The organism is uncultured Marinobacter sp. (assembly GCF_947259545.1).
Taxonomy (GTDB): Bacteria; Pseudomonadota; Gammaproteobacteria; order Pseudomonadales; family Oleiphilaceae; genus Marinobacter.
In genome coordinates this window covers 150,228-176,936 of sequence record NZ_CAMYMK010000009.1, presented here as the reverse complement: position 1 = coordinate 176,936, position 26,709 = coordinate 150,228, and the positions used below count along the sequence as shown (strand labels likewise).

At 57.6% G+C, this 26,709-nt stretch carries 23 protein-coding genes; 9 read left to right on the top strand and 14 right to left on the bottom strand.

Annotated elements, in window-relative coordinates; translation table 11 throughout:
- Positions 1 to 17: 17 nt before the first annotated feature.
- Complete coding sequence (locus tag Q0Y21_RS15505; RefSeq protein ID WP_297797432.1) at positions 18 to 905, top strand: alpha/beta fold hydrolase; 888 nt, start codon at positions 18 to 20, stop codon at positions 903 to 905.
- Between the two features lie 122 nt (positions 906 to 1,027).
- Entirely contained in the window at positions 1,028 to 2,095 is a 1,068-nt protein-coding gene (locus tag Q0Y21_RS15500; RefSeq protein WP_297797430.1) for an AraC family transcriptional regulator, read from the top strand.
- A gap of 17 nt (positions 2,096 to 2,112) precedes the next feature.
- Here Q0Y21_RS15500 and queE read toward each other — a convergent pair whose 3' ends face one another.
- Both queE and queC read right to left on the bottom strand, forming a co-directional pair.
- The gene (gene queE / locus Q0Y21_RS15495; RefSeq protein ID WP_297797428.1) at positions 2,113 to 2,769 is read right to left on the bottom strand and encodes a 7-carboxy-7-deazaguanine synthase; all 657 of its coding nucleotides are present in this window, start codon (positions 2,767 to 2,769) and stop codon (positions 2,113 to 2,115) included.
- Positions 2,769 to 3,434 (bottom strand): 7-cyano-7-deazaguanine synthase QueC, encoded by a 666-nt coding sequence (gene queC, locus Q0Y21_RS15490; RefSeq protein WP_297797426.1) that lies wholly within the window; start codon positions 3,432 to 3,434, stop codon positions 2,769 to 2,771. The genes queE and queC overlap by 1 nt, the downstream gene beginning before the upstream one ends.
- 158 nt (positions 3,435 to 3,592) lie before the next feature.
- On the opposite strand from queC, the gene Q0Y21_RS15485 reads away from it, so the two are divergent.
- Positions 3,593 to 4,144, top strand: a complete 552-nt coding sequence (locus Q0Y21_RS15485) for a hypothetical protein (RefSeq protein WP_297797827.1) — start codon at positions 3,593 to 3,595, stop codon at positions 4,142 to 4,144.
- Between the two features lie 766 nt (positions 4,145 to 4,910).
- Positions 4,911 to 5,183 carry a hypothetical protein gene (locus Q0Y21_RS15480; protein WP_127329220.1) on the top strand — a complete coding sequence of 91 codons (273 nt, stop codon included), beginning with the start codon at positions 4,911 to 4,913 and terminating at the stop codon, positions 5,181 to 5,183.
- A gap of 25 nt (positions 5,184 to 5,208) precedes the next feature.
- Here Q0Y21_RS15480 and Q0Y21_RS15475 read toward each other — a convergent pair whose 3' ends face one another.
- From Q0Y21_RS15475 to Q0Y21_RS15465, 3 genes are read right to left on the bottom strand one after another with little or no spacing between them, the layout of a single operon-like run.
- Positions 5,209 to 5,622, bottom strand: a complete 414-nt coding sequence (locus Q0Y21_RS15475; RefSeq protein ID WP_297797424.1) for a response regulator — start codon at positions 5,620 to 5,622, stop codon at positions 5,209 to 5,211.
- Positions 5,623 to 5,652: 30 nt separating this feature from the next.
- A complete protein-coding gene (locus Q0Y21_RS15470; protein ID WP_297797422.1) occupies positions 5,653 to 6,198 on the bottom strand; it encodes a hypothetical protein in 546 nt (181 codons plus the stop codon).
- A 40-nt stretch (positions 6,199 to 6,238) separates the two neighbouring features.
- Positions 6,239 to 9,748, bottom strand: a complete 3,510-nt coding sequence (locus Q0Y21_RS15465; RefSeq protein ID WP_297797420.1) for a response regulator — start codon at positions 9,746 to 9,748, stop codon at positions 6,239 to 6,241.
- Between the two features lie 134 nt (positions 9,749 to 9,882).
- Here Q0Y21_RS15465 and Q0Y21_RS15460 point away from each other — a divergent pair, with 134 nt between their 5' ends.
- Positions 9,883 to 10,884: a hypothetical protein gene (locus Q0Y21_RS15460; protein WP_297797418.1), complete on the top strand. Its 1,002-nt coding sequence runs from the start codon at positions 9,883 to 9,885 to the stop codon at positions 10,882 to 10,884.
- On the opposite strand, the gene Q0Y21_RS15455 is transcribed toward Q0Y21_RS15460, so the two are convergent.
- Complete coding sequence (locus tag Q0Y21_RS15455; RefSeq protein WP_297797416.1) at positions 10,878 to 11,132, bottom strand: hypothetical protein; 255 nt, start codon at positions 11,130 to 11,132, stop codon at positions 10,878 to 10,880. The two genes, Q0Y21_RS15460 and Q0Y21_RS15455, sit on opposite strands and share 7 nt — an antisense overlap.
- Before the next feature lie 200 nt (positions 11,133 to 11,332).
- Here Q0Y21_RS15455 and Q0Y21_RS15450 point away from each other — a divergent pair, with 200 nt between their 5' ends.
- Positions 11,333 to 11,677: a hypothetical protein gene (locus tag Q0Y21_RS15450; RefSeq protein WP_297797414.1), complete on the top strand. Its 345-nt coding sequence runs from the start codon at positions 11,333 to 11,335 to the stop codon at positions 11,675 to 11,677.
- Positions 11,678 to 11,683: 6 nt separating this feature from the next.
- Here Q0Y21_RS15450 and Q0Y21_RS15445 read toward each other — a convergent pair whose 3' ends face one another.
- Together Q0Y21_RS15445 and Q0Y21_RS15440 are read right to left on the bottom strand one after the other, a co-directional pair.
- Positions 11,684 to 12,970 carry a serine hydrolase domain-containing protein gene (locus tag Q0Y21_RS15445; RefSeq protein ID WP_297797412.1) on the bottom strand — a complete coding sequence of 429 codons (1,287 nt, stop codon included), beginning with the start codon at positions 12,968 to 12,970 and terminating at the stop codon, positions 11,684 to 11,686.
- A gap of 111 nt (positions 12,971 to 13,081) precedes the next feature.
- Entirely contained in the window at positions 13,082 to 14,266 is a 1,185-nt protein-coding gene (locus Q0Y21_RS15440; RefSeq protein WP_297797410.1) for a sensor domain-containing diguanylate cyclase, read from the bottom strand.
- Between the two features lie 212 nt (positions 14,267 to 14,478).
- Here Q0Y21_RS15440 and Q0Y21_RS15435 point away from each other — a divergent pair, with 212 nt between their 5' ends.
- The 3 genes from Q0Y21_RS15435 to Q0Y21_RS15425 are packed head-to-tail and all read left to right on the top strand — an operon-like array spanning position 14,479 to position 17,738.
- Complete coding sequence (locus tag Q0Y21_RS15435; protein WP_297797408.1) at positions 14,479 to 17,079, top strand: EAL domain-containing protein; 2,601 nt, start codon at positions 14,479 to 14,481, stop codon at positions 17,077 to 17,079.
- The gene (gene ybaK / locus Q0Y21_RS15430; protein WP_297797406.1) at positions 17,076 to 17,546 is read left to right on the top strand and encodes a Cys-tRNA(Pro) deacylase; all 471 of its coding nucleotides are present in this window, start codon (positions 17,076 to 17,078) and stop codon (positions 17,544 to 17,546) included. The genes Q0Y21_RS15435 and ybaK overlap by 4 nt, the downstream gene beginning before the upstream one ends.
- 3 nt (positions 17,547 to 17,549) lie before the next feature.
- Positions 17,550 to 17,738 carry a hypothetical protein gene (locus tag Q0Y21_RS15425; protein ID WP_297797404.1) on the top strand — a complete coding sequence of 63 codons (189 nt, stop codon included), beginning with the start codon at positions 17,550 to 17,552 and terminating at the stop codon, positions 17,736 to 17,738.
- Between the two features lie 95 nt (positions 17,739 to 17,833).
- Here the strand turns inward: Q0Y21_RS15425 and Q0Y21_RS15420 are convergent, their stop codons facing one another.
- The 6 genes from Q0Y21_RS15420 to Q0Y21_RS15395 form a co-directional block, all read right to left on the bottom strand.
- On the bottom strand, positions 17,834 to 20,077 hold the full coding sequence (locus Q0Y21_RS15420) for an NADP-dependent isocitrate dehydrogenase (protein ID WP_297797402.1): 2,244 nt from the start codon (positions 20,075 to 20,077) through the stop codon (positions 17,834 to 17,836).
- A gap of 434 nt (positions 20,078 to 20,511) precedes the next feature.
- Positions 20,512 to 22,503 carry an acetoacetate--CoA ligase gene (locus Q0Y21_RS15415; RefSeq protein ID WP_297797400.1) on the bottom strand — a complete coding sequence of 664 codons (1,992 nt, stop codon included), beginning with the start codon at positions 22,501 to 22,503 and terminating at the stop codon, positions 20,512 to 20,514.
- Between the two features lie 16 nt (positions 22,504 to 22,519).
- On the bottom strand, positions 22,520 to 23,299 hold the full coding sequence (locus Q0Y21_RS15410) for a 3-hydroxybutyrate dehydrogenase (RefSeq protein ID WP_297797398.1): 780 nt from the start codon (positions 23,297 to 23,299) through the stop codon (positions 22,520 to 22,522).
- 12 nt (positions 23,300 to 23,311) lie between these two features.
- Complete coding sequence (locus Q0Y21_RS15405; protein ID WP_297797396.1) at positions 23,312 to 24,676, bottom strand: TRAP transporter large permease subunit; 1,365 nt, start codon at positions 24,674 to 24,676, stop codon at positions 23,312 to 23,314.
- Positions 24,676 to 25,314, bottom strand: coding sequence for a TRAP transporter small permease subunit (locus Q0Y21_RS15400; RefSeq protein WP_297797394.1), 639 nt, complete (start codon positions 25,312 to 25,314; stop codon positions 24,676 to 24,678). Before Q0Y21_RS15400 ends, Q0Y21_RS15405 begins: the two co-directional genes overlap by 1 nt.
- Before the next feature lie 115 nt (positions 25,315 to 25,429).
- Complete coding sequence (locus Q0Y21_RS15395) at positions 25,430 to 26,482, bottom strand: TRAP transporter substrate-binding protein (RefSeq protein WP_297797392.1); 1,053 nt, start codon at positions 26,480 to 26,482, stop codon at positions 25,430 to 25,432.
- Positions 26,483 to 26,709: the final 227 nt, after the last annotated feature.

The window sequence follows — 26,709 nt, the reverse complement described above, 5'->3', positions numbered from 1 at the left end:
GACATCGGAATACAACAATGAAAGTACCTGCCCCGAATCTCTGGCCCCTCGCACGCACCAGCCAGCGCTGGATGCTGCAGGCGAAACGCAAGCACGTCATGATCGATGGTCACCGTATGGTGTACCTGGAGCGCGGAACACCGGCGCCTGACAGGCCCACGGTACTGTTGATCCACGGTTTCGCGGCGATGAAAGAGAATTGGGCTTTCTGGCTGCAGAAGCTGCCCCGGGACTGGCACATTCTGGCACCCGACCTTCCCGGACTGGGTGAAAGCGACTACCGCTCCGATGCCAGTTACCGTTACGAAGCCCAGGCACTGAGGTTACGGGACTGGCTGGCGGCCTTCCCCTCCGACAATATCCACATCGCTGGCAGCTCCATGGGTGGCGCAATTGCCGCCATTCTCGCTCACCGCATGGAACCGGCTCCCCGCTCCGTGACACTACTCAACAGTGCCGGCATACCGGAACATGCCGACGTGGATATCGATGCGCCGTTCGAGTCCGACCGGGACGACATCCTGATTCCCAAAAACTGGTCCGGCGTTTATCGCATGTTCAACAGCGTCGGCAATGGCAAGCCCACAGCCATGGGGATCGCAATGACCGGCCTGCTGGGCCCGGATCTGCTGCAACGCAGCGATGCGCTGCGACATATTTTCGATGACATGCTGGCGGATGCACTGGCACCGGCCCGTTACCTGGGTCAAGACACTCCGCCACTGCAGGTGCAATGGGGAGACCGCGACGTTATCACCCCCACCTGTTGCGTGGACTGGTTCCGTACCGTGACGCCGGAAGCCGAAATCCACATGTTCCGGGGCGTTGGCCACCTACCCATGCTGGAAAATCCCGGGCGCTCGGCAGCCACTCTGGTCGAATTTATTCACCGCCATCAGCACTGATTGGCCTGTATGGCCTCTTGACCCGTCACTGAAGTCATGGGGCTGGGCCAGGGTAACGGTCATAATCGTGCCTAAATATCGTTCCCTTACATAACAAAAACAGCACAAAACGAGGAAAAACCATGCGCGCCTCAGTATCGACTGTTCAGGATCTGGGCATGCCGGCTATATACCTGCACCTGCTGGCAGAGCTCCTCAACTCCATAGGTGTTGATGAACGGGCCCTCCTGCTGCGTGTCGGTCTCGACCCGGCCCGTTTGAAATCCACAGATCTGCGTGTCAGCCAGGCCCAGGCCAGTGAATTTGTTACCCGGGCGATCATTGAAAGTGGCGAATCCGGTCTGGGTATCATGCTGTCCAGGGAGCTGAAACTGCCCTTGCACGGCGCCCTTGGCACAGCAGTCATGAGCAGCCGCTCGCTGGACGAAGCCCTGGAACTGATGACGCGCTATCTGACCCTGCGGGCCCCCCATCTGGAGGTGTCTCGCCGGGAGGAAGGTGACAACGTACTGTTCAACGTCTCCTGCAGCATGGACCTCGGGCCTTTACACGGTTTCATCATGGACGCCATGCTTTTCGGTTGCGTGTCCATGGGCACCCAGCTGACCGGCGCGCCCGTAGCCGGCGCTGCCATTCTCCGACGCGGACCGGAACCGGCCTATTTCCACCGCTTCCGCCAGCACATTCAGGTTCCGGTAAAGTATGATTCCCGCGAGGACGCCCTGCTCATCCCCCGCGCCCAATTGAGCCTGCCAATACGTTTCAGTGATGCCCAGCTTGCGGCTTCTTCCCGCGCCAAGTGCGAAGAGGCACTGAAGCAACTGACCAAGGATGCCGGATTTGCCTGCCGGGTGCGGCGCGTGATTGAAACCAGCCACCCGTTCCCGCCCAAGCTGGCCAGGGTAGCGGCCACCCTGTTTGTTTCCGAGCGCACGTTGAAACGGCGGTTACAGGAAGAGAACGCCAGCTTTCAGAATCTGGTGGATCAAGTACGCCTGGAGCGTGCGGGAGAACTGCTGAAAAACACCGGCATGAACCTGAGCCAGATTGCGGATGTGCTGGGTTATGCCGACGCCGCCAATTTCACCCGCGCCTTCAAGCGCTGGACCGGCACCAGCCCCAGCCACTATCGCAGCCAGACCCTGCAACCAGTCAAACCCCAGGCTCCGTCCATGAGAGCCACGGCCTGAACAGGGAGCTGTCGACGTCAGTCGATGCCGACAATCTTGTGCATCTGCAATGTCAGCCGCCACTGGGGATGAGCCAGGCAATATTCGGTTGCCTTGCGGGTGTTGCTTTGCTTTAGAGGATCGACGCCGGTTTCCGGCGCGGATGGGGAGGCCATGGGCGAGAGGAAGTAATGCTGCGCCTGAATGTGCAGAAACCGTTCAGGCATGGCCTTGGGCTGAGGGTAGACCAGTTTCAGTTCATCACACCGCTCAATAACCACGGGCGCATCGGCTTTCGGGCTGACACACAGCCAGTCAATGCCCTCCGGCGCCGGCAAGGTGCCGTTGCTTTCCACACCGACTTCCAGGCCCCGACGGTGGAATGCGGTGATCAGGTCGGCATCCAGTTGCAACAGGGGCTCCCCCCCGGTGCACACAACATAGGGCCGTCCGGGCGCATCCGGCCACAGGCTGCGAATATGGTCGGCTAACGCGTCGGCAGTGTCGAACGTTCCGCCATTCTGGCCATCGGTCCCGACGAAATCTGTATCGCAGAAATCACAGACAGATCCGGCGCGATCCTTCTCCCGGCCAGTCCACAGGTTGCACTTGCTGAACCGGCAAAAAACCGCGGCACGACCAGCCTGGGCACCTTCCCCCTGCAGGGTATAAAACGCTTCCTTGACCTTGTACATCAGGCAGTGTCCTCGTATGGCAGCGGATCCACCAGGCCATGGGCGGCAAAGGCTTCACGACGCTCCACACAGGAGCCACAGCGGCCGCACGCCTTGTCACGGCCGTTGTAGCAGGTCCAGGTCTGCCGATAGTCCAGGTCCAGCTTCAGCCCTTCCGCCAGAATCTCCGCTTTGTCCATGGCCATGAACGGCGCCTCGATCGCCACCGGCTCATAGTTTGCCACCCGGCATACCGCATCCATTTTCTCCACGAACTCCGGGCGACAGTCGGGGTAGATGGCGTGATCTCCCCCATGAGCCCCATACCAGACCGCGCTGGCGCCGGCAGTAACGGCATAACCGGTAGCCAGGGACAGCAGGATCATATTGCGATTGGGCACCACCGTCGCCTTCATCGACTCTTCTTCGTAATGCCCCTCCGGCACATCGACATCGGCGGTCAGGGCCGACCCGGCCATAACCTCTCCCAGGGCCCGGATGTCGATCACCTTGTGGGGAATACTCGCGTCCTCACAGACATGACGGGCACACTCCAGCTCGCGGACGTGACGCTGGCCATAGTCGAAGGACAGGGCATGCACCTGGTAACCACGGGCACGGGCCAGGTGCAGCAAGGTGAACGAGTCCATGCCTCCGGAGTAGATCACAACAACAGTTTCAGACATCAGTGTTTCCCAATTATCCCCGCAGCAACCGCCTGGCTGTCATCGGGGTTTTACATTCGATGAGCATATTGTAACAGTGGAATGACACGATGGGTTCGCGTCTGGACAACGGGGCGGGTAAACTCAAAACACAGCGCATCAATAAAAAATCAGAGAAAATGAACTCCGAGACCAGGCCAGCATTTATCGATTTCGAGGCATCAAGCCTCGACCTTATTGCCAGCTACCCGATTGAAGTGGGTATCTGCCTGCCTGATGGGCAATTGCACAGCTGGTTGATTCGTCCTCATGTGCTGTGGCAGGACTGGTCTGAAAGTGCTGAGCGGATACACGGCATTGACCGGGAGACCCTGAACGCCGAGGGAACTCCGATCCCAGAGGTGGCACATGGCCTCAACGAGCTGCTTCCGGATCAGGTGTTCTGCGATGCCTGGACGTTCGACAGTTTCTGGCTGCATCGTCTGTTCCGGGTCGCCGGCATCCAGCCGTCCTTTCAGTTGGAATCGATATCCATGCTGCTGAATTCGGTTCAGGTCAGGCACTGGTCCGCAATCCGCCAGGAGGTCATCACTCAATTGGGACTACCGGTGCACCGCGCCGCCAATGACGCCCTGATCCTGCACAGGACCTGGGAGCAGATCAGTCTGAATAGCGGCGAACCGCGATTACTTCCAGACCATCACGCAGGGTGTTCAGGGTCCAGTAGGTAAACAGAACCATCAATCCCGCGCCCGCCACGGTAAACGCGAGATCATCCCCCACGATCTGTCCTTTTGCCAAGATCAGATACACCGCAAGTACGGCAACAAGAAACATTTCCACAAAGACGTGAGCACAAAACTTTTCTCTGGCAGGTCCTGATTTGTCAGGCATTTTCCTAGGTTTCAACCTCTGAATATTTGTTGAGATGAATGATTAGTTAGCAAGCATATTATCGACAAAACGGCGGGAGAATTCTGTACGAACTAGTGGCTACGGATTAACCACTATCAAAAAAAAACGCAGCCCTGGGGGCTGCGTCGAAAGGAGAGATCCAAGTGGTGTCCCACAGTACAAATATGGCCGACACCAAGGATGGATTGCACAACGTAAAACACGTGACGATAGAAATTATGGGGTGTTTTCCCTGGTCAGTCTGTAGGGGTTTGCCGAAGCACTTTGCCTCTTGCAAACCCGCCGGTAGCCTATACACTGATCGGTGTACCGAAACCGTTAATACCCGGCTGATCAGTGCCCAGTGCACCGCCGGAAAAGAGCGAGAAACCATGCGACATATCATCCGACATTTCATTGCTTACACAGGCATGAGCTGCCACGCCGGCCAGTGTGTACTCGCTATGGTGAAAGACAGCTAAAGGCTTTCGGTCAGTCCCGGGAGCCTTTCGAGCGACCGGGCCAATCTCTCCGCCAGACCCCGGTTGCGCCAAGGCACCGGGGTTTTTGTTTTTGCAGCCGCAAAACGACAAGGAGAACATCATGAGAAGACATCCAACAACACGTGCAGCAAACCAGCCAGCCGGCACCCGTCAGGGAGCGATCAAGCGTCCCGACAAGCTGCCGCTGCTGGATGCCATCTGCAAGAAACTGAATCAACGCGTCAATCTGGATGACGAACAGCGGGTGCTTGGACTTTACGAGCGGGGCTGGATCTTCAATGGCGTCCTTGGCAACCTGGATGGCGCGGAAGCCCGATACGTGAGGGCACTGGCAACCCGCTACAACTCCTGGATTGCCCGTCAGGTGGCGTGATCCACTGACTCAGGGCCCGGGCCGATCAATGCTGACGGCCCAGGCCCTGCATCATTGCCAGGTCACCGCCGTGAACGATGGCATAGTTGTTCACCACATCGTGTATCTTTTCCTGAGAATAGGGCTTTACCACATACCCGTTGGCCCCAGCGCTGATGGCTTTCTGGATACTGTCGATGGAGTCATCGGCCGTCACCAGAACCACATGCTGGTTTTCCTTTAATGCCTTGAATTCCTTCATCAGGTCATGACCGTTGCCATCCGGCAACCCCAGATCCAACAGCACGATCTGGAACTCGACAGCCGCGAAAGCCGCTCGCGCGCTCGCTACATCCCACGCAGGTTCAACCATCGTTGCACCGGCCTTGAACAGCATCTGCACCAACCGTTCGCGCATGACCGGTTCGTCTTCAACCACCAACACTCTGAGCTCATTCATCGATATTCTCCTTAGCTTCCCGGAGGCGATTCAGACCGTATCACTGCCAGAACGGCGCGGAATAGCCAATGGTTCATGGCTGGCCGAAGCGGTAGCCGTATCATTAAGGCCACCGGCTCCGCCCGCCTCAGTGTTACCGGGTTCCTCCCGGGTCAGGATGTTGCTGATACTGATGGCGGTGGTATACAGGGAAATCGCGATGATCAACAGGACCGGCTGCACAAAGGCAACGAATTCCGGTACTTCACTATCACCGACAATACTCAGCATCAGGATTATTGCAGGGCCGAGCACCACAAACAGGGTCAACGCAATGAAAAACACGATGCGCTCCTTGAAGCGCCCGAGATCCCGGTTACTGACCAGACCCAGAACAAATTTCCCGATCGCCAGTCCCGCCAGGATCGCAGCCGCAATGCTCAGATCCGGACGCATCAGAATCTCTGCCAGATTACCATCCCACAGCCGCTGCATGGTGATCACCAGGAACGGAAACAGGACAAACAGGATATCCGCATAGGTCCCGTACATCATGCTCAGGGAGTGTTGTTCGTTTCGTTGTTGAGTGTCACTCATCATCCGGTTTCCCGTTTTGGTGAATCTTGCCCAATCGCTATCATGTTCGCACTTTCCGGTCCGCCAGAGCCTGTGCAATCATCTCATCGAGTCTTGCCAGCTCGCTGCGTATACGGTGCCAGTCCGGCTCAGTGCCGTTCAGGCAGGCCTCGAGAACCCCTGCCTGGGTCGTCATCCTCGGGTAGCCCATCGCTCCCGCCGTGCCCTTTATCTGGTGAGCTTCCACCTTGAGGCTGCCGGCGTCCATCTTTGTCAGGGCTGCAGCCATCCGCTGCTGGCGCTCCACCAGCCCGGACAGGAACTGCACCACCAGTTCGTCTATGTCACTATCTTCGCCGGTTTGCGGAGAATTTTCATCTTCTTCTCCACGCCCCCCGAGGGTCCGATCCAGCAACGCCAGCAAATGCTCCATGTCGATGGGTTTGTGCAGGACGCCACCACAACCGGCGCCCTGCAGCGCCTCAATCTCCTGCTGGTCACCCGCGGTAAACGCAATAATCGGTCGCCGAAACCCGGTTTGCCGCAACAACCGGGTGGCGGCCACCCCATCCATTCCCGGCATGTACCGATCCATAAGCACCAGTCGGACGGACTCCGACAGGGCCACGCGCACCGCCTCGTCACCACAGGTGACGGTAATGACCTCCAGCCCCAGACGGCGCAGCATACGCTCGACCAGCCGACGGTTGTCGTCATTATCCTCGGCGACCAGCACCTTACCCCGATATTGCCCGGGCTGCTCTTTCAGGTAACGTGCCAGAACCTCGTAGAAGCGTTGCTTGTCAATCGGTTTGGCGAGGTGTTCGTTACAGCCGGCGGCCAGATAGTCCGCGATGTCTTCCGCCATGACATTCGCAGTCAGCGCAATAACCGGGGTGTTGATCCCGGCTTCCCGCAAAGCCGCAGTCGCGTCACGCCCATTCATCACGGGCATCTGGATATCCATGAGAATAACGTCAAAAGGATCCCGGATTGCCGTTTCCAGTGCTTCCGCGCCGTTACTGACGTGCACGATATCAGCTCCGGTGCGCCTGACCAGCAGGGATACCAGCTGGCGATTGACGTCGTTGTCTTCCGCGCACAGAATGCGTCCGACCAACCGTGGCGCCTCAACCCTGGCCAGGCTCCGCCGCCGCTCGCCGAGTTCCGAGGCCGCACGCAGGAAGTGGGTATCATCCAGGTTTCCGGTGGCAATTGAGACTTCAAACTGACTACCCTCGCCGTAGGTACTGCTGACCGTGATGTCGCCCCCGAGCAGCTCCGCCAACCGGCGTGAGATACTCAACCCCAGGCCGGTACCGCCATACTGACGTGTAATCGCGGCGCTGCCCTGGGCAAAGGGGTCAAACAAACGGTCCAGCTGCTCGGCCTTCATACCAATGCCCGAGTCCACCACCCGGGCGATCAGCCGCTCACGCTGCTGATCGCATCGGATAATCAGGGAAATTGTGCCTTTTTCCGTGAATTTCAGCGCATTTCCGCACAAGTTGATAATGATCTGGCGAAACCTCGTGGGATCGGTACGAATGGTTTCCGGCAGCGGGAACTCACAGGTAATCCGGAAATCCAACCCCTTTTCCCGGGCGCGGGGCTCGAAAAAAGCGCGAATCTCCTCCAGCAGCTCCGGCAGGTTGACGGATACGATATCCACATCCAGCTTGTTGGCATCTATCTTCGAGTGGTCAAGAATATCGTTCACCAGATCAAGCAGGTGTCGGCCGCTACGCACTACGGTTTCGGCACTCTTGCGCTTTTCCCGGTCGGGCAGATCCGTGTCGAGCAGGGTTTCGCCATAACCAATGATCGCCGCCAGCGGCGTGCGGATCTCATGGCTCATATTGGCAAGGAACTGACTCTTGGCCTCCGCAGAGTTGCGGGCCAACTCTTTTTCCAGCCGTTCCTGCTCCCGCTCACGTTCGATGCGCTGACGTTGATGGCGTTCGGTGGCATCAATGCAGGTGCCTTCCAGGTGCGCCGGCACACCATCGTTATCGTAAACCGTGTGCAGGGAGATTGTGGCCCAGCGCTCGCTGCCTTCGCGGGTGTAATACCGCGCCTCGATGCCCTTCACCGTTCCCCGGGCTTCCAGTTGCTCCACCACACGTCTGCGTACCCGGGCGTCCGCGAAACAGGTATCCAGCACGTCCGGATTATCATCAAGCAGTTCACGACTGCTGTTGTAGCCCATCAGTGTCGCCATCGCCGGATTCGCGGTGACGAATCGCCGATCCAGCGACATCTGGAACACGCCTTCTATCGCGTTATCGAACAGAGACTGGTAGCGACGCAGGTTTGACAGCGCCCGCTCACTCCAGCTCAGCGCCTCCCCCTGAACCTGTTTGATACGATCCGCCAACGCAAATGAGAACAGGATAATCTGAGCCGTCAGACCTATTTGCGGGGCATACAACGTAAACATATTCACTGGCAGATGGCCCACCACTGTCGAAGCATAGATACCGATACCCAGCAACGCAGCGGTCCAGGCGAAAAAATAGGAACGGGCGGCCGGGTTGTAGTAACGCCAGGACAGGTAACTGATCAGGATCATCAGGATACTGAGCACGATGGATGCCAGCACGGTCCATTCCATGGCAACGTGGTAGGGCAGGAACAGCGACAGGACAAACGTGACAACAACCGAACACAGGCAAAGCCGTATCACCTGATCCAGGTCCGGCGAACGCTCCCGGGTTTCCAGCAGCGACCGCGCCATCAACAGGCCCCAGAACCAGGTCATCATAATCAGGTAATGCAGGTACTCCTTATTCAGGAACGCCGGTCGCTCGTCAAACAGTTGAGTGCCATGAACCTGCTCGGTGGCGATAAATACCGTGGCCGAGATCAGATAGAGAACGTAATAGATGTTGGTCCGCTCGCGGACCGACACGGCAACGAACAGATTGTAGGCCAGGATGGCGAGAATACTGCCAAGCAGGATACCCCGCACCACCTCCTCCACTGAGACCTTCTCGATGTAGCTGTCCGGGTGCCAGAGTGAAATGGGTAAGCGGAACGTATTGGTATTGGTGATGCGCAGGTAGATCCGGGTAGGGACACCAGCCTCCAGCGACAGCCTGAACGTCGGGTTGGGGACTGCCAGGTCGCGGGTGGACCAGTCCCCTTCATAGCCGGCACGGCGCTGTTGCACGACTTTACCGTCCTGCACAACGTACAGCACCACCTCATCCACCAGGGGTAAGGCCAACTCCAGAATCCAGTCCGAATCAGCAGCACCCGCTCTTGCACGCAGGTCAAACCTGGTCCAGTAAGCGGACTCTGTGTAGCCAAAATTAAGCACGCCACCTTCGTGGCGGGTAAAGGGGTGCGCGGCTTCATCGACAATATCATTGAAGCTGAGTGTGTGATCCGGGTCTTCCAGAAACCAGACACAGTTTCCCAGGTCCCGCACGTTGGTGGTGTCACTGGAGAGTACAATGTCACCGTCCTGGCACTGTTCATTGGCGGTGGCAATGGAGGAGAAACACAGCGCCAGCAGGACAGTGATCACTGTAATCAAACGACGGATCAGGTGTTGCCGTTGCTGCAAAATGTGATCTCCGCGAGGGTAGCTACCTGATTTATGGTTTATTGTCAGCAGTCAGGCCGGAGCAGGGCATTCCCGCTTCGCAGACAGTCACTTTAGCGTGTAATCACGCTCTTCGCACCTTGGGGCGACCAGAAATGAGACAAACCTGCTTTTTCGCCGTGACGGCCTTGATAACGCTGGGTTTGTCGGGGTGTGGTCCTGACAGTTCCAGTAGCGACGGTTACCTGAATCCGGCCACGGACGTAGACCTGCCTCTGACGACCTTTCGACTCAGCGATGCCAAGGGACTGGAGCCGGTTCTGCAATACACCATATTCCGGGATTTCTACCGTGGCATCCAGGCCGCCACCGACGGCGATGATGGCGGGATTGCGCAGGCGCTGCGTGAGCACCTGAATCCGTTCCTTGGCGCTACCCCGACCGAAGATGGCACCGACTATACCAGCGTGCGGAATCCTCTGGACCTGATCAACGAAGTGATTCGCTCCGGGATGGTCGACAACTTCAATGAAGGCCGCCAGCTCATGCGGGATAGTGCCAACCGGGGCGAAGCCGCGAGCTACAACACGCCGGCCAATGAGGCACTGATCCGTTTCACCGAGAGTGACAGTGACAACAGCGCGCCCGCTGCGGACCGCACCTGGATCTACCCCATGCTGGACTGGACCAGCACCCCCAACCTGGGCAAGATTTTCCGGGCCACACAGTATGTCGCCAGGCAACCCGCCGAGAGTGAGGACAACCCGGCGGAGTTGGCCAGCGCGTCCTGGAGCGGTCGCTACGACGCAAGCTCCTTCGGAACGACCGGATTCAACCAGCCGGAATTCGCCGCTGCCAGCCTGACCGGCCGTACCCGTGGCAATGTGGAGTTACTGCAGGAATTCATTGGTACCCAACGGGACACGCTGACACTGACCCACGCCAGCGGCATTGTCATCAACGGCGAGACACCCGACTGCATCCGGGTGGTATTGAACTACAACACTCAGCGGGTTCAGGTATTCACATCAAAGGACGAGCCACCAACACTGGATGACAACGGCGAACGCACGGCTAATCCCGCCCACTGTGGCAATCAACAAAATGGTGAGGAAGCCAGCAGCTATAACAGCATCGCCATCGCACGCCGTCAGTAAAGACCGCCGTCCCGCAGCCCCCAGTTCTTCAGGAAGCCCTTCTTGCGGTCCAGCATCCGTTGATAAGCGGAAATCATGATCGCCGCATGGGGCGCCCTGACAAGACGAAGCATTTCGATACGATGTTCCAGGCGCTGCACCTCGGAACTGACTTGTTCCCGCACATGGGAGCGGACGCTGTCATGGTGGTCCAGTTTGACCACACGCTTTTCATCCGGGCCGGGCGGAGAGTGAAGGTTGTTGTCCATCAACATCTCTTCCATTGAGTGGTGGTTTTCCGTAACGCACACCAGAATTTTGCACAACTGTCAGACAGAACTCAATAACAATGAATTTAGTTTCATATTTCCTCTGGGCAGATGATGACGTTCCTGTGAAACAGACAAGCATTCTCCTGCTATAGTTTCGGGGACGATCAAGCAACTCACTAACCGGACGGACGCCATCCATGAGCCAGACTTCCGTTGCCGACACCCTGAGGGAATACCTCTCGTTACTTGAGCTTCTGGACGACGCGTACTGGGAAGCCAGCAACATTCAACACAAGGACATGCTGTACGACATCATCAGCATCTTCAGTCAGGAAGTGGCGGAGATAAACAAGCTCAGCGTTATGGATCATCACTATCCGTACGAAGTCATCACCGAAGGCATACGCCGGGTGGTACCCAAGCTTGAGCGACTGGATGAATACCGCGAAGACGTAATCCAGCGAACCCAGACACTGACGGATTTCCGCGACATCCTGTCATCAGTGCTGGGCATACTGGAGGAGCAGTTACAGACGCTCTGACCTGCTTCAGGCCGCGATCAGCGGCCTCTGGCCTTCAGGAATCAGCGGGAAACGATCACACACGGTATAGACAAATTTCGCCAGCGCGGGCAGGTGGTGGCCGACAATGGGGATGCCGGTGTTCAGCAGGCTGACAGAAATATCCCGGCCCGCATCGGCCCAGCACAGCTTGTTGATCAGACCAATATGACCAAACGCATAGCGGCTCTGCTGCCCCCACAATCCAAACGGATTTCCCCCCAGCATCATACCGGCACTGAAGCGCATGGGAATCATCATGGTGCGATCAATCTGCAGGGAGCCGAACTGCTGGATGGAACGGCGAATGGTCATCTCGCTGCAAATGCGCTTGCCGTTCCACACGCCGCCGTTCAACATCATCTGGAAGAAACGCCCCATTTCCTCGGCGGTGCCACAGAGATTCCCCGCAGGAATCACCGCCTCCTGGAAGCGGGGATCATTGACCGCTTGCTCAACGGTCTGAATGTCACCGCCCAGAGCCCGGCTCACAATCCAGGACACCGGAAACCTCGGCGTCGGGCCGGTGGCATAATTGGTGGCCAGATCGTGGACCTTGTCCGCTGCAATTCCGTAGGTGAACCAGCGCATGCCCATGGGTTGGCGCAAGTGGCGATCCAGGAAATTCTCAATCGTGTCTCCGGTTACCTTTTCCAGAACCCGCTGCAACACAAAACCGCCGGTAATGGCGTGATAAGCCACTTTGGAACCGTCGACTTCCACCGGCTTGGCAGCGCATAGAATCTTCCAGATTTCGTCCCGGTCCCACAGTGCATCAATGGGGGTTTCCCTGGGAATGGCGGGTATCCCGCCGCGATGGGAGAGGATCTGGTGCACGGTAATGGTTCGCTTACCATTGGCGGCAAACTCGGGGCAATAATAGGAGACCGGGTCCATCAGGTTCACCAGCCCCTGCTCCGAAAGTATATGCATCAGCAGCGCCGTCACTGCTTTCGAGGCCGAGAAATAGCAGATGGGCGTATCCGTGGTCATGGGTACCCGGACGGCACTGGCCGGATCGTGGGGACCGTTGCCGGACGCGTGCCCGATGGCACGATGCAAAATCTGCTCACCCCGGTGGCGCACCGATAACTGGAGACCGGGGTGAACACCGGTACGGTACAGTCGCTCCGCGCTCTGCCAGATGTCTTCTACCAGTTGGGGGTCCACGCCGGCCGCATCCGGGTTTTCCCCGTTTGCATCGGTGTAGGTGATCGCGGAAAGGTCCTTGGGTACCTGGCAGGTATGCAGTGCTCGACGGGCAATTCGATTCATCAGTGCGCCTTGGTTCAGATTGCTGTTTTGATTTAATGATCAACGCTGATCAATGCCGGAACATTGGCCGAAGGGCGGTGGCAAGAATGTCAGTCTTTCCAACGGCGGCTGTCAGGAATTATGGGCCTCAACAGGTTCAGATGCCATACCCACGCAGTTACGGCCGGATTGCTTGGCCCGATACATCGCTTTGTCAGCAGCCGCACATAACGCGTCCGGGCTCCTGCCATGCCACGGAAACACCGAAACACCAATACTGATGGTTAGCGAAACCGTTTCACCGGTATCCAGAGGTATCGGGATCTTACTGATCGTTTCACGCAGACGCTCTGCGGCCTCCTGGGCATCGTCAATGCCCATTTCCGGCAACAGGATCACAAATTCCTCACCACCGAAACGCCCCAGAGAATCCACCGTACGGATACCGTCAAGCAGAAGGTGGCTGACATTTTTCAGTACGGCGTCGCCGGCCGCATGACCAAAACTGTCGTTGATATCCTTGAAGTGGTCGAAATCAATCCATAGCAGAGCCAGCTCCCGGTTATAACGAGTGGCACGGGCAACCTCCTCGTCCAGCAAATGCGTCATTTCGCGACGGTTATTCAACCCGGTCAGGGGATCGCGGGTTGCCAGTTCCGAGAGCTCCTCTTCGAGGGCCTTGCGATCGGAGATATCGAGCACAATACCCTCAAGCACCAACTCGCCATCTTCATCGACGCCCCGGCCACGTTCCCAGACCCAGATTGTCTGGCCATCCTTGCGCGTCAGCGAATATTCAATGGAAAAAGATTCGTCCTTCGCCACTGCGGCTCCCACTTCACGATTCACCACATCACTGGATTCAGCACCAATCAGACTCCCGTAGCTGATGACCCGGTTGTCCACCAGTTCGTCGGGAGCATAGCCGGTCAGTTCCTGACAGCCTTCGGAAACAAAGAGCATGGTCCAGTGCTCGTCCAGCCGACAGCGATAGGCCATACCGGGCAGGTTCCCCATCAATACCGCCAACTGTCTTTCCCGCTTGCGTAACGCCTCACGCTGATCGTGTTGCAGTTTGATCAGATTGCAGTCTTTTCGGAACTGCATCAGCAAAACCACAAACAACACCGCACCCGTGACCAGCACAAAGATCAGTCCTTTCCAGGTCTGAACAAGGCTCAGCATCCGGATGTCGGTAAACCAGGCCTCGGCAACGGCGTCTGAAAACGTGATCCATAGCCATCCCACACACAGGTATATCACCACGATACCTACTGTTCGCCGCAGCGGTGTATACCGGTTCCTGGGATTCCTCATGAGCAGCTGTCCTGATAATTGCGTAACTGTGGGCCTATCCTTGATGCCCACCTGGAAGCCTGATACCTTCTGAAAGTAGTCATTTTCGGCCAGTTAGTCGAGAGCCGGCCGGAAACCGGTAAACTGAACGACAGGTTATCCCTGGCACGGGTTTGTGCAATCCCTGACAAACTCACCTAAAGTTGATAACAACAAAATCTGAGACGATCGCGATGTTGTGGTGGCGTAACCGTAAGGAGCAGGCACAACTCAAGCGGCTAATCGAGGCCCAATATTCCATCATTGAGGCCATAACGAGCGTGGCGCCGCTGGAAAACAAGCTCAATGAAATCTGTTCCCTGATTGAACAGCAGATCTCCGGTGCGCTGTGTTCCGTGATGCTGGCTGACGAGCACAAAACCACATTGTCGGTTGGTGCCGCTCCCGGTTTTTCCGACGAGTTGAAGACGGCGCTCCAGAGATTACCCATTGAAGATGGCTCCAGCGCCTGCGGCACTACTGCCTACCAACGGCAGCCGGTCATTGTTGCTGACATGACACAGGACGAACGCTTCGACCTGTATGCGGATCTGTTTGACCGAAACAAGTTGGTGGCTTGCTGGTCCTTCCCCATTATGGGAGCCGAAGAAGAACTGTTGGGCACCTTCGCTATCTACTTCCGCCGCCGTCGTACCCCCAACCAACAACATTTCCAGCTAATCGAACGTAGCCGACAGATGGTCAGCCTGGTACTGGAGTATCACAGGCAACGTCTATTGGGAGAACACAACGAACAGCACTTTCGCTCCCTCTTCACTCACAACCCGGATGCCGTATTCACCCTGGATCTTGAAGGCAGGTTCATTCAGTTCAATCAGGCTGGAAGCGATCTGATTGACTATACCGAGGCGGAGATTCTCGGCCAGCATTACGAGGCGCTGGTTCCTCCCGAGGACATCGAGCGTACTCGCGAGCATTTTGAAGGCGCCAGATCCGGGATTCCCCAGCGCTATGAGATCAAGGTATTCCGGCGTTCCGGAGATGTGCTCGATATGGATATCACCAACATGCCCATTGTCATCGACGGCAAGGTCACCGGTATTCACGGCGTTGCCAAGGACCGAACGGAGCAGAGACAGACGGAAGCCCGCCTGAGATTGCTGGAGCGTGGAGTCGAAGCCTCGGCCAACGGTGTCACCATCGCCGATGCCAGGCAGCAGGGTTTTCCCCTGATCTACGTGAACCCGGCCTTCGAGCACATAACCGGCTACGCACGGAATGAGATCGTGGGGCGTAGCTGTAACATCCTTCAGGGACCCGCAACCGCAGAATCAGCAATACGCCATATTCGGCAAAGCTTGTCCGAGTTCCGCGAAGTACACACCTCCATACTCAACTACCGCAAGGACGGCACGACATTCTGGAACGATCTGTACATCGCTCCGGTGCGTGATAACCGGCAGGAGGTCACCCACTTTATCGGGGTACAAAACGATATCAGTGACCGGGTACAACACGAAGAAACCCTGGCCTTCCAGGCAAGCCATGACGCCCTGACGAGCCTACCCAACCGGGTCTATCTCGAGGCCCACCTTGCCGATATCTGCCGACAGACCTTCAGCAAGGGGCAATCCCTATATGTCATGTTTATCGACCTGGACGGATTCAAGCCGGTCAATGACAGCCTGGGCCATCATTTTGGTGACCAGATCCTGAAACAAACCGCCGGCCGCCTGACGGATGCGACGCCAACAGGGGCGACGCTGGTTCGCTTCGGCGGTGATGAATTTGTCGCCCTGGTACCGGCGCCGGACGATGGTGTGGACGTCGATCAGGTCGCAGAGCGTATCCTTGCCCAGTTCGTGCGACCCTTCCACCATGACAGCGTGGAAGTGACCCTGTCCGCGGCCATCGGCATTGCGGCCAGCAAAGAGCCCCTGCGAAATGCCATGTTACTCATCCAGCGGGCGGACATGGCCATGTACCAGGCCAAGAAACTGGGCGGTAATACCTGGCAATGGTTCAACGACAGCCTGAACAAGCATGCCCAGCACGAAGTGTCGCTACGGCAGCAGCTTCAGCAGGCGCTGACCCACCACCAGTTTCAGCTGTTCTATCAGCCGATATTCGGCAACGATCTCAACATAACCGGTGTGGAAGCGTTGATCCGCTGGAAACATCCCACCCGTGGCTATATTTCACCCGCTGAATTCATCCCGCTGGCGGAACGCACGGGGCAGATTATCCCTATCAGCGAATGGGTTATGGAGGAAGCCGCGACCATGGTGGCGAGACTGGCCGAAATGGGCGTGCCCACTATATCCATTAACCTGTCACCGTTGCAGTTCCATCGTCATCGTTTGGTTGAACGATTAACTCATCTTCTCGACAGGCATCAGGTTCAGGCAGGACAACTGTGTGTCGAGATCACCGAAAACGTTTTTCTGGATGACCCCCGGGAAACGATCAAACAACTCCGGGAACTACAGAACCTTGGTGTACTGGTGGCGATAGATGACTTCGGCACAGGCTTCTCCAGCCTGAGCTACATGCGGGATATGTCGGTCGACAAGATCAAGATCGATCGCACCTTCACCAACGGCATAACGTCCAGTCAACGGGATGCCGCGATTACCCGGGGCACTCTGTCCATGGCCCATGAACTTGGTATGGATGTTGTCGCCGAGGGCGTGGAAACCGAGGAACAGTTCGACATGCTCAAATCGTTTGGCTGCACCAGTTATCAGGGGTTCTGGTACTCGCGACCACTGCCATGGGAAGATTTGCAGGATTTCACCCGTTCACGGAACAGCGGAGCCCGACTCAAATTATGACACCCGGTATCAACGCTGCAAGAAAAGCGAAAGTGCGTCACCGTATTCACGAATACCAGCATGATCCCGCCAGCGAATCATTCGGTACCGAGGCGGCAGAGAAGATGGGGGTGGACCCGGTAAGAGTATTCAAAACCCTCGTCGTTGCCATTGATGGCAAAGACCTGGCCGTCGGTGTCTTACCCGTCACGTCCATGCTGAGCATGAAACTGGTTGCCAAAGCGGCTGGAGGGAAAAAAGCGGTCATGGCCGACAAACAGGATGTTCAGCGCAGCACCGGGTACGTCCTCGGCGGCGTCAGCCCGCTGGGCCAGAAAAAACGCCTGAAAACCTTCATTGACGACTCAGCCCGGAGTTTCGACACCATCTTCGTCAGCGCCGGTCGCCGGGGCCTGGAAATTGAGCTAGCACCTCACGATCTGGCGCAGCTCACCGGGGGTGTATTCACGCCGCTGCATCAGGACTGAACGGTGACTAACGCCACGGACCTGCTACTGATCGGCGGCACCCTGCTTTTAGCTGTTGCCAACGCCACCGCACCAGCAGCCACACTGGATGTGCTGCGGGAGGCGGGCGCCAATGGTCCGTTGACCCTGATCGAGCTCCGCCACGCTGGTGAAACCGGCAAGGGGTACGAGGAGCCGGTGGATGACGACTAGTCGTCCGAACCATGAAAAAACCGGAGAACCCTTACGGGCTGTCCGGCTTTTTCACAGCATGCCGGGTCAGAAATCCCGGTTAGCTCTCCGCTAAATCACTTCACAGAATCGCGGGCATCGGCCAGGATCCTGTTCAGGGTTTCGCTCGGCTGCATCACCGCGCAGACCTTATCCGCGGGCGGGTGGTAGTAACCACCGATGTCCGCAGGATGACCCTGGATCACACTCATTTCCTCAAGGATCTTGTCCTTGTTGTCTTCCAGCTGCTTCGACAGCTTACCGAAGAACTCTTTCAGTTCCTTGTCGCTATCCTGCCGGGACAGCTCTTCCGCCCAGTAACGGGCCAGGTGGAAGTGGGAGCCACGATTGTCCAGCTCGCCGGTGATGCGGGAGGGAGACTGGTTGTTCTCCAACAGGCGCTCGGTGGCCTTGTCCAGGGTCTGACCCAGCAGGCGCGCACGATCGTTGCCGTGCTTTTCCCCCAGTTCATCCAGGGAAACCGCGATTGCCAGGAACTCACCCAGTGAATCCCAGCGCAGATGGTTTTCCTCCAGCAGCTGCTGCACGTGTTTGGGCGCGGAACCGCCGGCACCGGTTTCGTACAGGCCACCGCCGTTCAGCAGCGGAACAATGGACAGCATCTTGGCACTGGTGCCCAGCTCCAGGATCGGGAACAGGTCGGTGAGGTAATCCCGCAGCACGTTACCGGTGACGGAAATGGTATCCAGACCTCGAATCAGGCGCTCCATGGTCCAGCGGATGGCGCGAACCGGGGACATGATGCGGATATCCAGACCCTCGGTGTCGTGATCCTTCAGGTAGGTCCGGACCTTCTCGATCAGTTGAGCGTCATGGGCACGCTCGTCGTCCAGCCAGAACACCGCCGGCATTCCGGTCGCCCGGGCGCGGTTAACCGCTAGCTTGACCCAGTCGCGGATCGGCAGGTCCTTGGTCTGACAGGCACGCCAGATATCGCCTTTCTCAACCTTGTGCTCGGTCAGCACGGTGCCGTCTTCCGCAACCACTCGCACTACACCGTCATCCTTCATTTCGAAGGTCTTGTCGTGGGAGCCGTATTCTTCCGCTTTCTGCGCCATCAGGCCCACATTCGGCACGGTACCCATAGTGGTCGGATCAAATGCACCGTGGGTCTTACAGAAGTTGATCACTTCCTGATAAATCGTGGCGTAGGTGGACTCAGGCATGACGGCCTTGGTGTCCTTGAGTTTGTTATCGCGGGCCCACATCTTGCCGGAGTTGCGGATCATGGCCGGCATAGAAGCATCCACGATGACATCACTCGGTACGTGCAGGTTGGTGATACCTTTAACCGAGTCCACCATGGCGATTTCCGGGCGGTGCTCATAGCACGCGTGCAGATCTTCCTGAATCTGTTCCTGCTTGGATTCCGGCAGTTGCTTGATCTTCTCAATAACCGAGGAGAGCCCGTTGTTCGGGTTGACGCCAATCTCGTCGAACAGTTCACCGTACTTGTCGAACAGATCCCTGTAGAAAACCTTCACCGCGTGACCGAAGACAATCGGGTGGGAGATTTTCATCATGGTGGCTTTCACGTGCAGGGAGAACATGACGCCGGTCTTTTCGCAGTCTGCAATCGCATCCTCGAAGAACTTGATCAGCGCCTTCTTGCTCATGAACATACCGTCCAGCACTTCGCCTTCCTGCAGCGGCAGGTCGGCCTTCAGAACGGTCTGTTCGCCCTTGCCGTTCTCGAATACGATGCGGGCGTTGGTGGCCTTGTCCAGAGTCACGGACTGTTCATTGGAGTAGAAATCACCACCGCGCATGTGAGCAACGTGGGTGCGTGAAGCCGGGCTCCACTCACCCATGGAATGGGGGTGTTTACGGGCAAAGGCCTTGACGGCGGGCGGTGCACGACGGTCAGAGTTACCTTCCCGAAGCACCGGGTTAACGGCACTGCCGAGTACTTTGGCATAGCGGGTCTGGGCTTCTTTCTCTTCGTCGGTCTCGGGGTGTTCCTTGTACTCGGGAACCTTGTACCCCTGTTCGTTCAGTTCCTTGATGGCTGCACGCAACTGCGGGATGGAGGCAGAAATGTTGGGCAGCTTGATGATGTTCGCATCCGGATCTTTGGTGTACTCACCCAGCTCCGCCAGGGCATCGGGAACCCGCTGGTCTTCTTCCAGGTAATCCGGGAATCCTGCCAGAATACGCGCCGCCAGGGAGATGTCGCTGGTTCCGAATTCGATGCCGGCCGGCTTGGCGTAGGTTTCAAGGATGGGAAGAAGTGAACGTGTGGCGAGGGCTGGAGCCTCGTCGGTCAGGGTGTAGACAATCTTGGTCTTGGATGTTGTCATTTTCGTCCTCAGGCTAGAGTGTGAGTTCAGGACGGTCATGGCGGGGTCAGGTGTCTTGTGAACGCCCGACCTGGGCAATGACTGATACGGGAACTTTTGATAGGACTACTAGAATACCATTTTTTCAGGCTTTCTGGTTAAGATCTTAGTATAAGAACGGACTAAAAATGCACTAAAACCTGTTACAGGGTAGTGAAAACGCGGGAATTTACGAAACTTTCGGACATCGGGTTTGGGGTTTTGGGGGCTCGGATGGTGTCCGGGTGGAGCTCCCAAAACGGAAAGCGTGGCTTTCTTAGGCTTTGGGGCGCGGATTATGGTCGGGGACAGTCCCCAAAACGGAAAGCGTGGCTTCCCTGACTGTTTTGGGGACTGTCCCCGACCATAATCCTTGATATGCCTCTGGCGTTTCTGCCCCTGAACCGTAGGTCGGATTATCCCTTTGGCAGCAAATTCGCTTCGGCCAGGCACTCGCGGATCTGATCGAGAGCCTCCGGATTGGCGAGCGCGTCGCGGTTGTCGCTGCGGGCAGAGCCGTTGATCAGTCTTGCGACGGCCAGTTCCACTTTTTTGCCACTGCGGGTGTAGGGAATGTCCGGCACGGTGATCACGTGTTTGGGAACGTGCCTCGGGCTGGCGCCTTCGCGGATGCGGGTTTTCAGGCGTTTGACCAGTGCTTCCCCGAGGGTTTCTCCCTCAGCCGTTACCACCAGCAGGACCACTTCCACGTCGCCGTCGATCTGGCGGCCGATGACCAGACTGTCTTTCACCGCCGCTTCGGTTTCCACCTGACGGTAGATTTCCGCAGTGCCGATTCTTACACCGCCCGGGTTCAGGGTGGCGTCGGAGCGGCCGTAGATGATGGCACCGCCGTGTTCGGTGAATTCGATGAAGTCGCCGTGGGCCCACACCCCCGGGAAGGTGTTGAAGTAGGCGTCGCGGTATCGCTCGCCTTCCGGATCCTGCCAGAAACATACGGGCATGGACGGCAGCGGCTGACGGCAGACCAGTTCGCCGCGGCCTTCACTGACCGGTTTGCCGTCGTCGCCATAGGCCACAGCGTCAACACCGAGGAAGCGACACTGAATTTCGCCACGGCGCACCGGCAGCAGCGGAGTGGAACCAACGAAGCAGCCGCAGATGTCGGTGCCGCCGGCTATGGAGCCCAGCAGAACGCCAGGGGCACCGGCGCTGTAGACCCAGTCGTAGTCTTCCGGCAACAGTGGCGAACCAGTGGAGAAGAGCACACGCAGGGCGCTGAGATCGAGATTTTGGGCAGGCTTGAGCTCAGCTTTTCGACAACCGGCCAGGAAGCGGGCACTGGTGCCGAAATGGGTGACTTTTTCGGTGGCCACGGTGTCCCACAGGAAATTCAGATCCGGGTAACCGGGAGAGCCGTCCACGGTGATCACTGCCGCGCCGGTCAGCAGGGCGGAGGCCTGCCAGTTCCACATCATCCAGCCGCAGGTGGTGAAATAGAGGAAGCGGTCCTCCGGACCGACGTCGCCGTGGAGCATCAGTTCCTTGGCGTGGTTGACCAGCAGGCCGGCGGCGCCGTGGACGATGCACTTGGGTTTGCCGGTAGTGCCCGAGGAATACAGGATGTAGACCGGGTGATCCGGAGGCAGCGGCGTAAAGGACGGCGCTTTACCAGCACCGAAGGCGAGGGCGTCTTCCCAGGTGGTGACACGCTCGCCGGCGATGGGCGCTTCCTCCGGCAGCTGCTGGACACTGACCACACACTTCAGTGTTGGCAGCCCGGCGATCAGTTCGGCGAAATCGTCCTGGCGGGCAAACACTTTGCCGCCATAGCCATAGCCGTTCACCACAATCAGCGCGGATGGTTCGATCTGGCCGAAGCGGTCGAGAATCGCGCCAACGCCGAAGTCCGGCGACGCGGAACTCCAGATCGCGCCCAGGCTGGTCGCCGCCAGCATGCCGACCAGGGCTTCATAGCCGTTGGTGACCACACCGGCGACGCGATCACCCTGCTGGATTCCCTGATCCCGCAGGAAAGCTTCCAGGGCGCCGGTATCCGCCTTCAGTTCCGCGTAGCTGCGACGCAACACCGGTCGGGTCTCGCAATAGGCTACAACCGCTTCCTTATTGGCCTGTTCACCGTCGGCCAGGCGTAGCAGGTTGGCGGCAAAATTCGTTTTCATGCCCGGAAACCATTCAGCGCCCGGCATATCCCGTTTGCCAAGTACCCGGTCGGCGGGGGTATCACTCACCAACCCGCAATAATCCCAGACCTTTGCCCAGAAGGTGTCCAGTTCGTCGATGGACCACTGGTGCAGGGCGTGGTAATCGGCAAAGGGTCCGAAACCCTGGTCTTCCAGCCACGCCTTGAAGCGGGCCATCTGGCAGTTGGTCAGAGTGTCTTCCGAGGGAGACCAGACTACCGGTGATTGTTCTGTATTGCTCATCCGTCTCTCCTGCTCATTACTGCATGTGCCAGCCGTGGCTGACGACAATGGATTGGCCAGTCAGGGCTGCTGACGGGAAGGCAGCCAGGTGAACGGCCAGTTCGGATACATCGTCAAGGGTCGTGAACTTGCCATCCACGGTATTTTTCAGCATGACCTTGCTGATGACGTCTTCCTCGGAAATCCCCAGTTCCTTTGCCTGTTCCGGGATCTGTTTGTCCACCAGGGGGGTCCGTACAAAGCCCGGGCAGATAATGTTACTGCGCACGCCATGCTCGGCTCCTTCCTTGGCAACTGCACGGCACAGGCCGAGCATACCGTGTTTGGCGGCAACGTAGGGGGCCTTCAGGGGAGACGCCTCCAGAGAATGTACGGAGCCCATGTACAACATGGTACCGCCACCGGAGGCATACATGTGCTGCAGAGCTGCACGAGTGACCAGGAACGCGCCGTCAAGGTGCACGCTCATGACTTTGCTCCAGTCCGCAAACGCCAACTTGTGCACCGGGTCGATGTGCTGGACACCGGCGTTGGCCAGCGCAATGTCCAGCCCGCCCCATTGCTCGACAATGGCGGCCACACCATCATCAACAGCCTGCTCATTGGTGACGTCCATCGCAATGGCCATGGCCGTGCCGCCGCTGGCCTCTATTGCCTGAACGGTGTCGCGGGCACTTTCCAGGGTCAGGTCGGCAACCGCCACCTTTGCCCCCTCACGCCCATAGTGTTCGGCAATGGCCCTGCCGATGCCACGACCGGCACCGGTCACCAGAGCAATCCGGTTTTCTAGACGCATTTTATTATCTCCTTAGTCATAAGCCGCAGCAGGCAGCCAGGTAGCGATCTCGGGCACCAGGAATACGATGGCCAGCCCCACCAGCTGAATGATGATGAAGGGTATAACACCCTTGTAGATATCCATCACGCTGATTTCCGGCGGCGCGACACCTTTGATATAGAACAGGGCAAAGCCTACCGGTGGCGTCAGGAACGACGTCTGCAGGCACATGGCAAAGAGGATGGTGAACCACACCAGGTCAAAACCCAGCGTTTGAACCACCGGTGCCACCAGCGGCAGGATGATGAGGGTAATCTCAACCCAGTCCAGGAAGAAGCCGAGCAGGAACACAGCGAACAGAATGGTCAGCACCACACCATAGGGTCCAAATGGCAGCCCCAGCAGCGCGTCTTCGATTACCCGGTCGCCACCGAGGCCCCGTAGTACTACAGAGAACGCCGTCGCGCCCAGGAAAATCGCAAAGATGAAAGCGGACGTGCGAGTGGTCTGTTGCAGCGATGAGTTGAGCACTTTCAGGTTAAGGCGTCTAGCCATCAGCGCCAGTAACAGTGCGCCCAGGGCACCGACGCCGGAAGCCTCCGTGGGCGTGGCAATACCGGCAAAGATGGAACCAAGCACACCCAGGATCAGCGCCGCCGTGGGCACCACGGCCTTCGCCACTTCCCATACAATGCTCCAGGACACTTTCTCCGTACCTGCCGGCACCGGCGCAATATGCGGCTGCAGCATGGGGCGAATAATGGCATAGGCCACGTACATGGCACCCAGCATTAAACCGGGGAAGAACGCGCCCATAAAGAGGTCGCCCACCGAGGCCTCAGGTACCGCCAGCCGGTCTGCCATCAGCACCAGCATGATGGACGGGGGAATCAGAATCCCCAGGGTGCCGGTGGCACAGGCAGTGCCAACGGCAAACCCCTTGTCGTACTTGTTTTCCATCATCACCGGCAGGGAGAGCATGCCCAGAAGCACCACGGACGCACCGATGATACCGGTGGTGGCTGCCAACAGTACGCCGATGACAATCACTGTGACCGCATAGCCACCGCGAACCGCGCCAAACAGTTTCACCATGCTGTTCATCAGCCGCTCGGCGACGCCGGACTGATCAAGCATGATGCCCATGAAGATAAACATGGGCAGGGCCACAAGGGTCTCACTACTTACAACTTTCCACACACGCTCAGGCACCAGCCCCATGGAGGAGGAATAGTCGAACCACAAATTGGCGCCGAAGTTATCAACGGCCACCACGCCAATCACCGTCCAGATAACCGCGGTGCCACCCAACACCCAGGCAACCGGAAAACCGGTCATCAGCAATGCCCCGAACGTCAGGAACATGCCGATTACAAATAGGGTTTCAAGCTCCATCAGGACGCATCCTCTTTCTTGTTATTTCCGGACTCGATCCGGATTGGCTTCGGAAAGCCGAACAGCAGAGCCGTTACTTTCAGCAGGCGGGACAGGGCAGCCAGAATCAGCACAACAAAAGACAATGCCAGAATGCCCTTGAGAATCCAGCGGTGTGGAAGCCCGGCGGGTGCCTGGCTGGTCTCGCCCTGTTGCCAGGAACTGAAGGCGTAGGGAACCATTTCGTAAACTGCCAGCACAAGAAACGGTAACAGCAGGAATACCACGCCAAAGAGCTCAATCCAGGCCTGACCTTTGAGGGAAAGGCGTTCATGGATCACGTCCACCCTCACATGATCATCCGTCACCAGTGTGTAGCCCAGCCCCAGTAGCCAGCCAGCACCTGCCAGATGCCACTGGACTTCTTCCAGCGTCACCGAACCAAGGCCGAAGGCATAGCGGCCCACCACTGCATAGATGATCACGCCGGTGACCACCACCCAGAGCCAGGAAGCACTCTTGCCAATTGCAGAAATTGCACCGTCTACAACCTGACTGAGCCAGGTTGTAGGAAACTCCGTGTGATGATGAATAAACTTACCGGCGTCGGACACGGATGCCCGCACATCCTGCGGTGAGCCTTTACCAGACACTGCCATACAACAGTTCCTCGTTCAGAAAGCCCGTTATGAAACAAGGATGGCCCCGAAGGGCCATCCAAAGTGGATCAGAGAGCACCGGAATTGCTTCCGATGCCCAGGTCAGCCCCGAACCTTACAGGTCCGCCGGGACGTAGGCGCGTGTATCCCATATCTTGTAGGATTCCATGAATTCCTGCTGGCTTTCATAGACACGCTTGAAGTCGGCATCCTTGGACGCTTCTTCCTCAAGTACTTCCTCAGTCACGTCTCTCAGCTTGAGCAGAACGTCACGGGGAATCTGGTCGGCCTGAACACCCTTGTCCTGGAATTCAGCCAGAACCTTGCCGTTCTTGTACTCGCCCTCGGCCAGACCACGAGTGGTGGCCGCGGTGCAGGAAGCCTCAACCAGCGCCTTCTGCGCCTTGGTGGCCTTCTTCCACTCATCCTTGTTGATCAGCATGTACTGAGCCGTGAACTGCTGGTGCCAGCCCGGGAACAGGTTGTATTTGACGACCTGGTTGAAGCCCAGGATCTGATCGATGGCGGGCATGGAGAATTCGGTGGCATCAATGGTGCCTTTTTCCAGGGCCTGGTATAGCTCGCCGCCGGGCATCATGGTGACGGAGGCGCCCAGTTTTTCGAGAACCTTGCCACCCAGGCCAGCGAAGCGAATCTTCAAGCCTTTGTAGTCTTCCAGTGTTTTGATGGGCTTGGAGTACCATCCCGCTGTTTCAGGACCGATAATGCCGCACAACTGGGCATGAACCTTGAAGCCTTTGTTGTCGTAGACTTCCTGCAGCATTTCGTGGCCGCCACCGAAGTAATACCAGCCAATGTAAGCGGGGGGCTTCATACCAAAAGGCACAGCAGCAAACAGCGGAATCGCAGGCACCTTGCCCTGGTCGTAGCCGATCCAGGTGTAGCCGGCGGCTACCTTGCCATCAGAAACAGATTGCAGAATATCGAAAGGGGGCACCAGCTTGCCCGGCTCATATACCCGGACCTGAATGGAGCCATCGGACGCGGTGGTCAAATTGTCGGCCACCCAGGCTGCGGGGGAACCGAGACCTGGGAGATTGGTGGCGAAAGCAACAGGCATTTTCCAGCGAAGGTCGTCTGCGAACGCCGATCCTGCGGACAGGGCGATCGCACCGGTGATTCCGGCGAGAGCCTTGAAGAGTTTCATTAGCAAGTCTCCTAACATTGTTGTTTTATCCGGCCGCCGATTCTTGACTGACGGTCCTAGTCTGAGTGTAGTCAGACATCGCAGAAAACGAGACCGACATTACAAAGTGTGGGTCCAACGTTGAGCGTCAGTCTTGTTTTCTGCGTTGTTCTGACGTCCTGCATCGGGGATTTAGCAGATGCCGTGCCAGACTACAAAAAACGTGTTAAAACAGAAGGTTAGATATT

Bases quoted from the DNA above. Each gene is read 5' to 3' on its own strand.
- Q0Y21_RS15500 (WP_297797430.1), top strand. From the start codon at position 1,028: ATGCGCGCCTCAGTATCGACTGTTCAGGATCTGGGCATGCCGGCTATA.
- Q0Y21_RS15410 (WP_297797398.1), bottom strand. From the start codon at position 23,299: ATGCGTCTAGAAAACCGGATTGCTCTGGTGACCGGTGCCGGTCGTGGC.
- Q0Y21_RS15485 (WP_297797827.1), top strand. From the start codon at position 3,593: ATGAACTCCGAGACCAGGCCAGCATTTATCGATTTCGAGGCATCAAGC.
- Q0Y21_RS15455 (WP_297797416.1), bottom strand. From the start codon at position 11,132: ATGGACAACAACCTTCACTCTCCGCCCGGCCCGGATGAAAAGCGTGTG.
- Q0Y21_RS15440 (WP_297797410.1), bottom strand. From the start codon at position 14,266: ATGAGGAATCCCAGGAACCGGTATACACCGCTGCGGCGAACAGTAGGT.
- Q0Y21_RS15420 (WP_297797402.1), bottom strand. From the start codon at position 20,077: ATGACAACATCCAAGACCAAGATTGTCTACACCCTGACCGACGAGGCT.
- queC (WP_297797426.1), bottom strand. From the start codon at position 3,434: ATGTCTGAAACTGTTGTTGTGATCTACTCCGGAGGCATGGACTCGTTC.
- Q0Y21_RS15460 (WP_297797418.1), top strand. From the start codon at position 9,883: ATGAGACAAACCTGCTTTTTCGCCGTGACGGCCTTGATAACGCTGGGT.
- queE (WP_297797428.1), bottom strand. From the start codon at position 2,769: ATGTACAAGGTCAAGGAAGCGTTTTATACCCTGCAGGGGGAAGGTGCC.
- Q0Y21_RS15480 (WP_127329220.1), top strand. From the start codon at position 4,911: ATGAGAAGACATCCAACAACACGTGCAGCAAACCAGCCAGCCGGCACC.
- Q0Y21_RS15395 (WP_297797392.1), bottom strand. From the start codon at position 26,482: ATGAAACTCTTCAAGGCTCTCGCCGGAATCACCGGTGCGATCGCCCTG.
- Q0Y21_RS15470 (WP_297797422.1), bottom strand. From the start codon at position 6,198: ATGAGTGACACTCAACAACGAAACGAACAACACTCCCTGAGCATGATG.
- Q0Y21_RS15405 (WP_297797396.1), bottom strand. From the start codon at position 24,676: ATGGAGCTTGAAACCCTATTTGTAATCGGCATGTTCCTGACGTTCGGG.
- Q0Y21_RS15400 (WP_297797394.1), bottom strand. From the start codon at position 25,314: ATGGCAGTGTCTGGTAAAGGCTCACCGCAGGATGTGCGGGCATCCGTG.
- Q0Y21_RS15435 (WP_297797408.1), top strand. From the start codon at position 14,479: ATGTTGTGGTGGCGTAACCGTAAGGAGCAGGCACAACTCAAGCGGCTA.
- ybaK (WP_297797406.1), top strand. From the start codon at position 17,076: ATGACACCCGGTATCAACGCTGCAAGAAAAGCGAAAGTGCGTCACCGT.
- Q0Y21_RS15475 (WP_297797424.1), bottom strand. From the start codon at position 5,622: ATGAATGAGCTCAGAGTGTTGGTGGTTGAAGACGAACCGGTCATGCGC.
- Q0Y21_RS15415 (WP_297797400.1), bottom strand. From the start codon at position 22,503: ATGAGCAATACAGAACAATCACCGGTAGTCTGGTCTCCCTCGGAAGAC.
- Q0Y21_RS15505 (WP_297797432.1), top strand. From the start codon at position 18: ATGAAAGTACCTGCCCCGAATCTCTGGCCCCTCGCACGCACCAGCCAG.
- Q0Y21_RS15450 (WP_297797414.1), top strand. From the start codon at position 11,333: ATGAGCCAGACTTCCGTTGCCGACACCCTGAGGGAATACCTCTCGTTA.
- Q0Y21_RS15445 (WP_297797412.1), bottom strand. From the start codon at position 12,970: ATGAATCGAATTGCCCGTCGAGCACTGCATACCTGCCAGGTACCCAAG.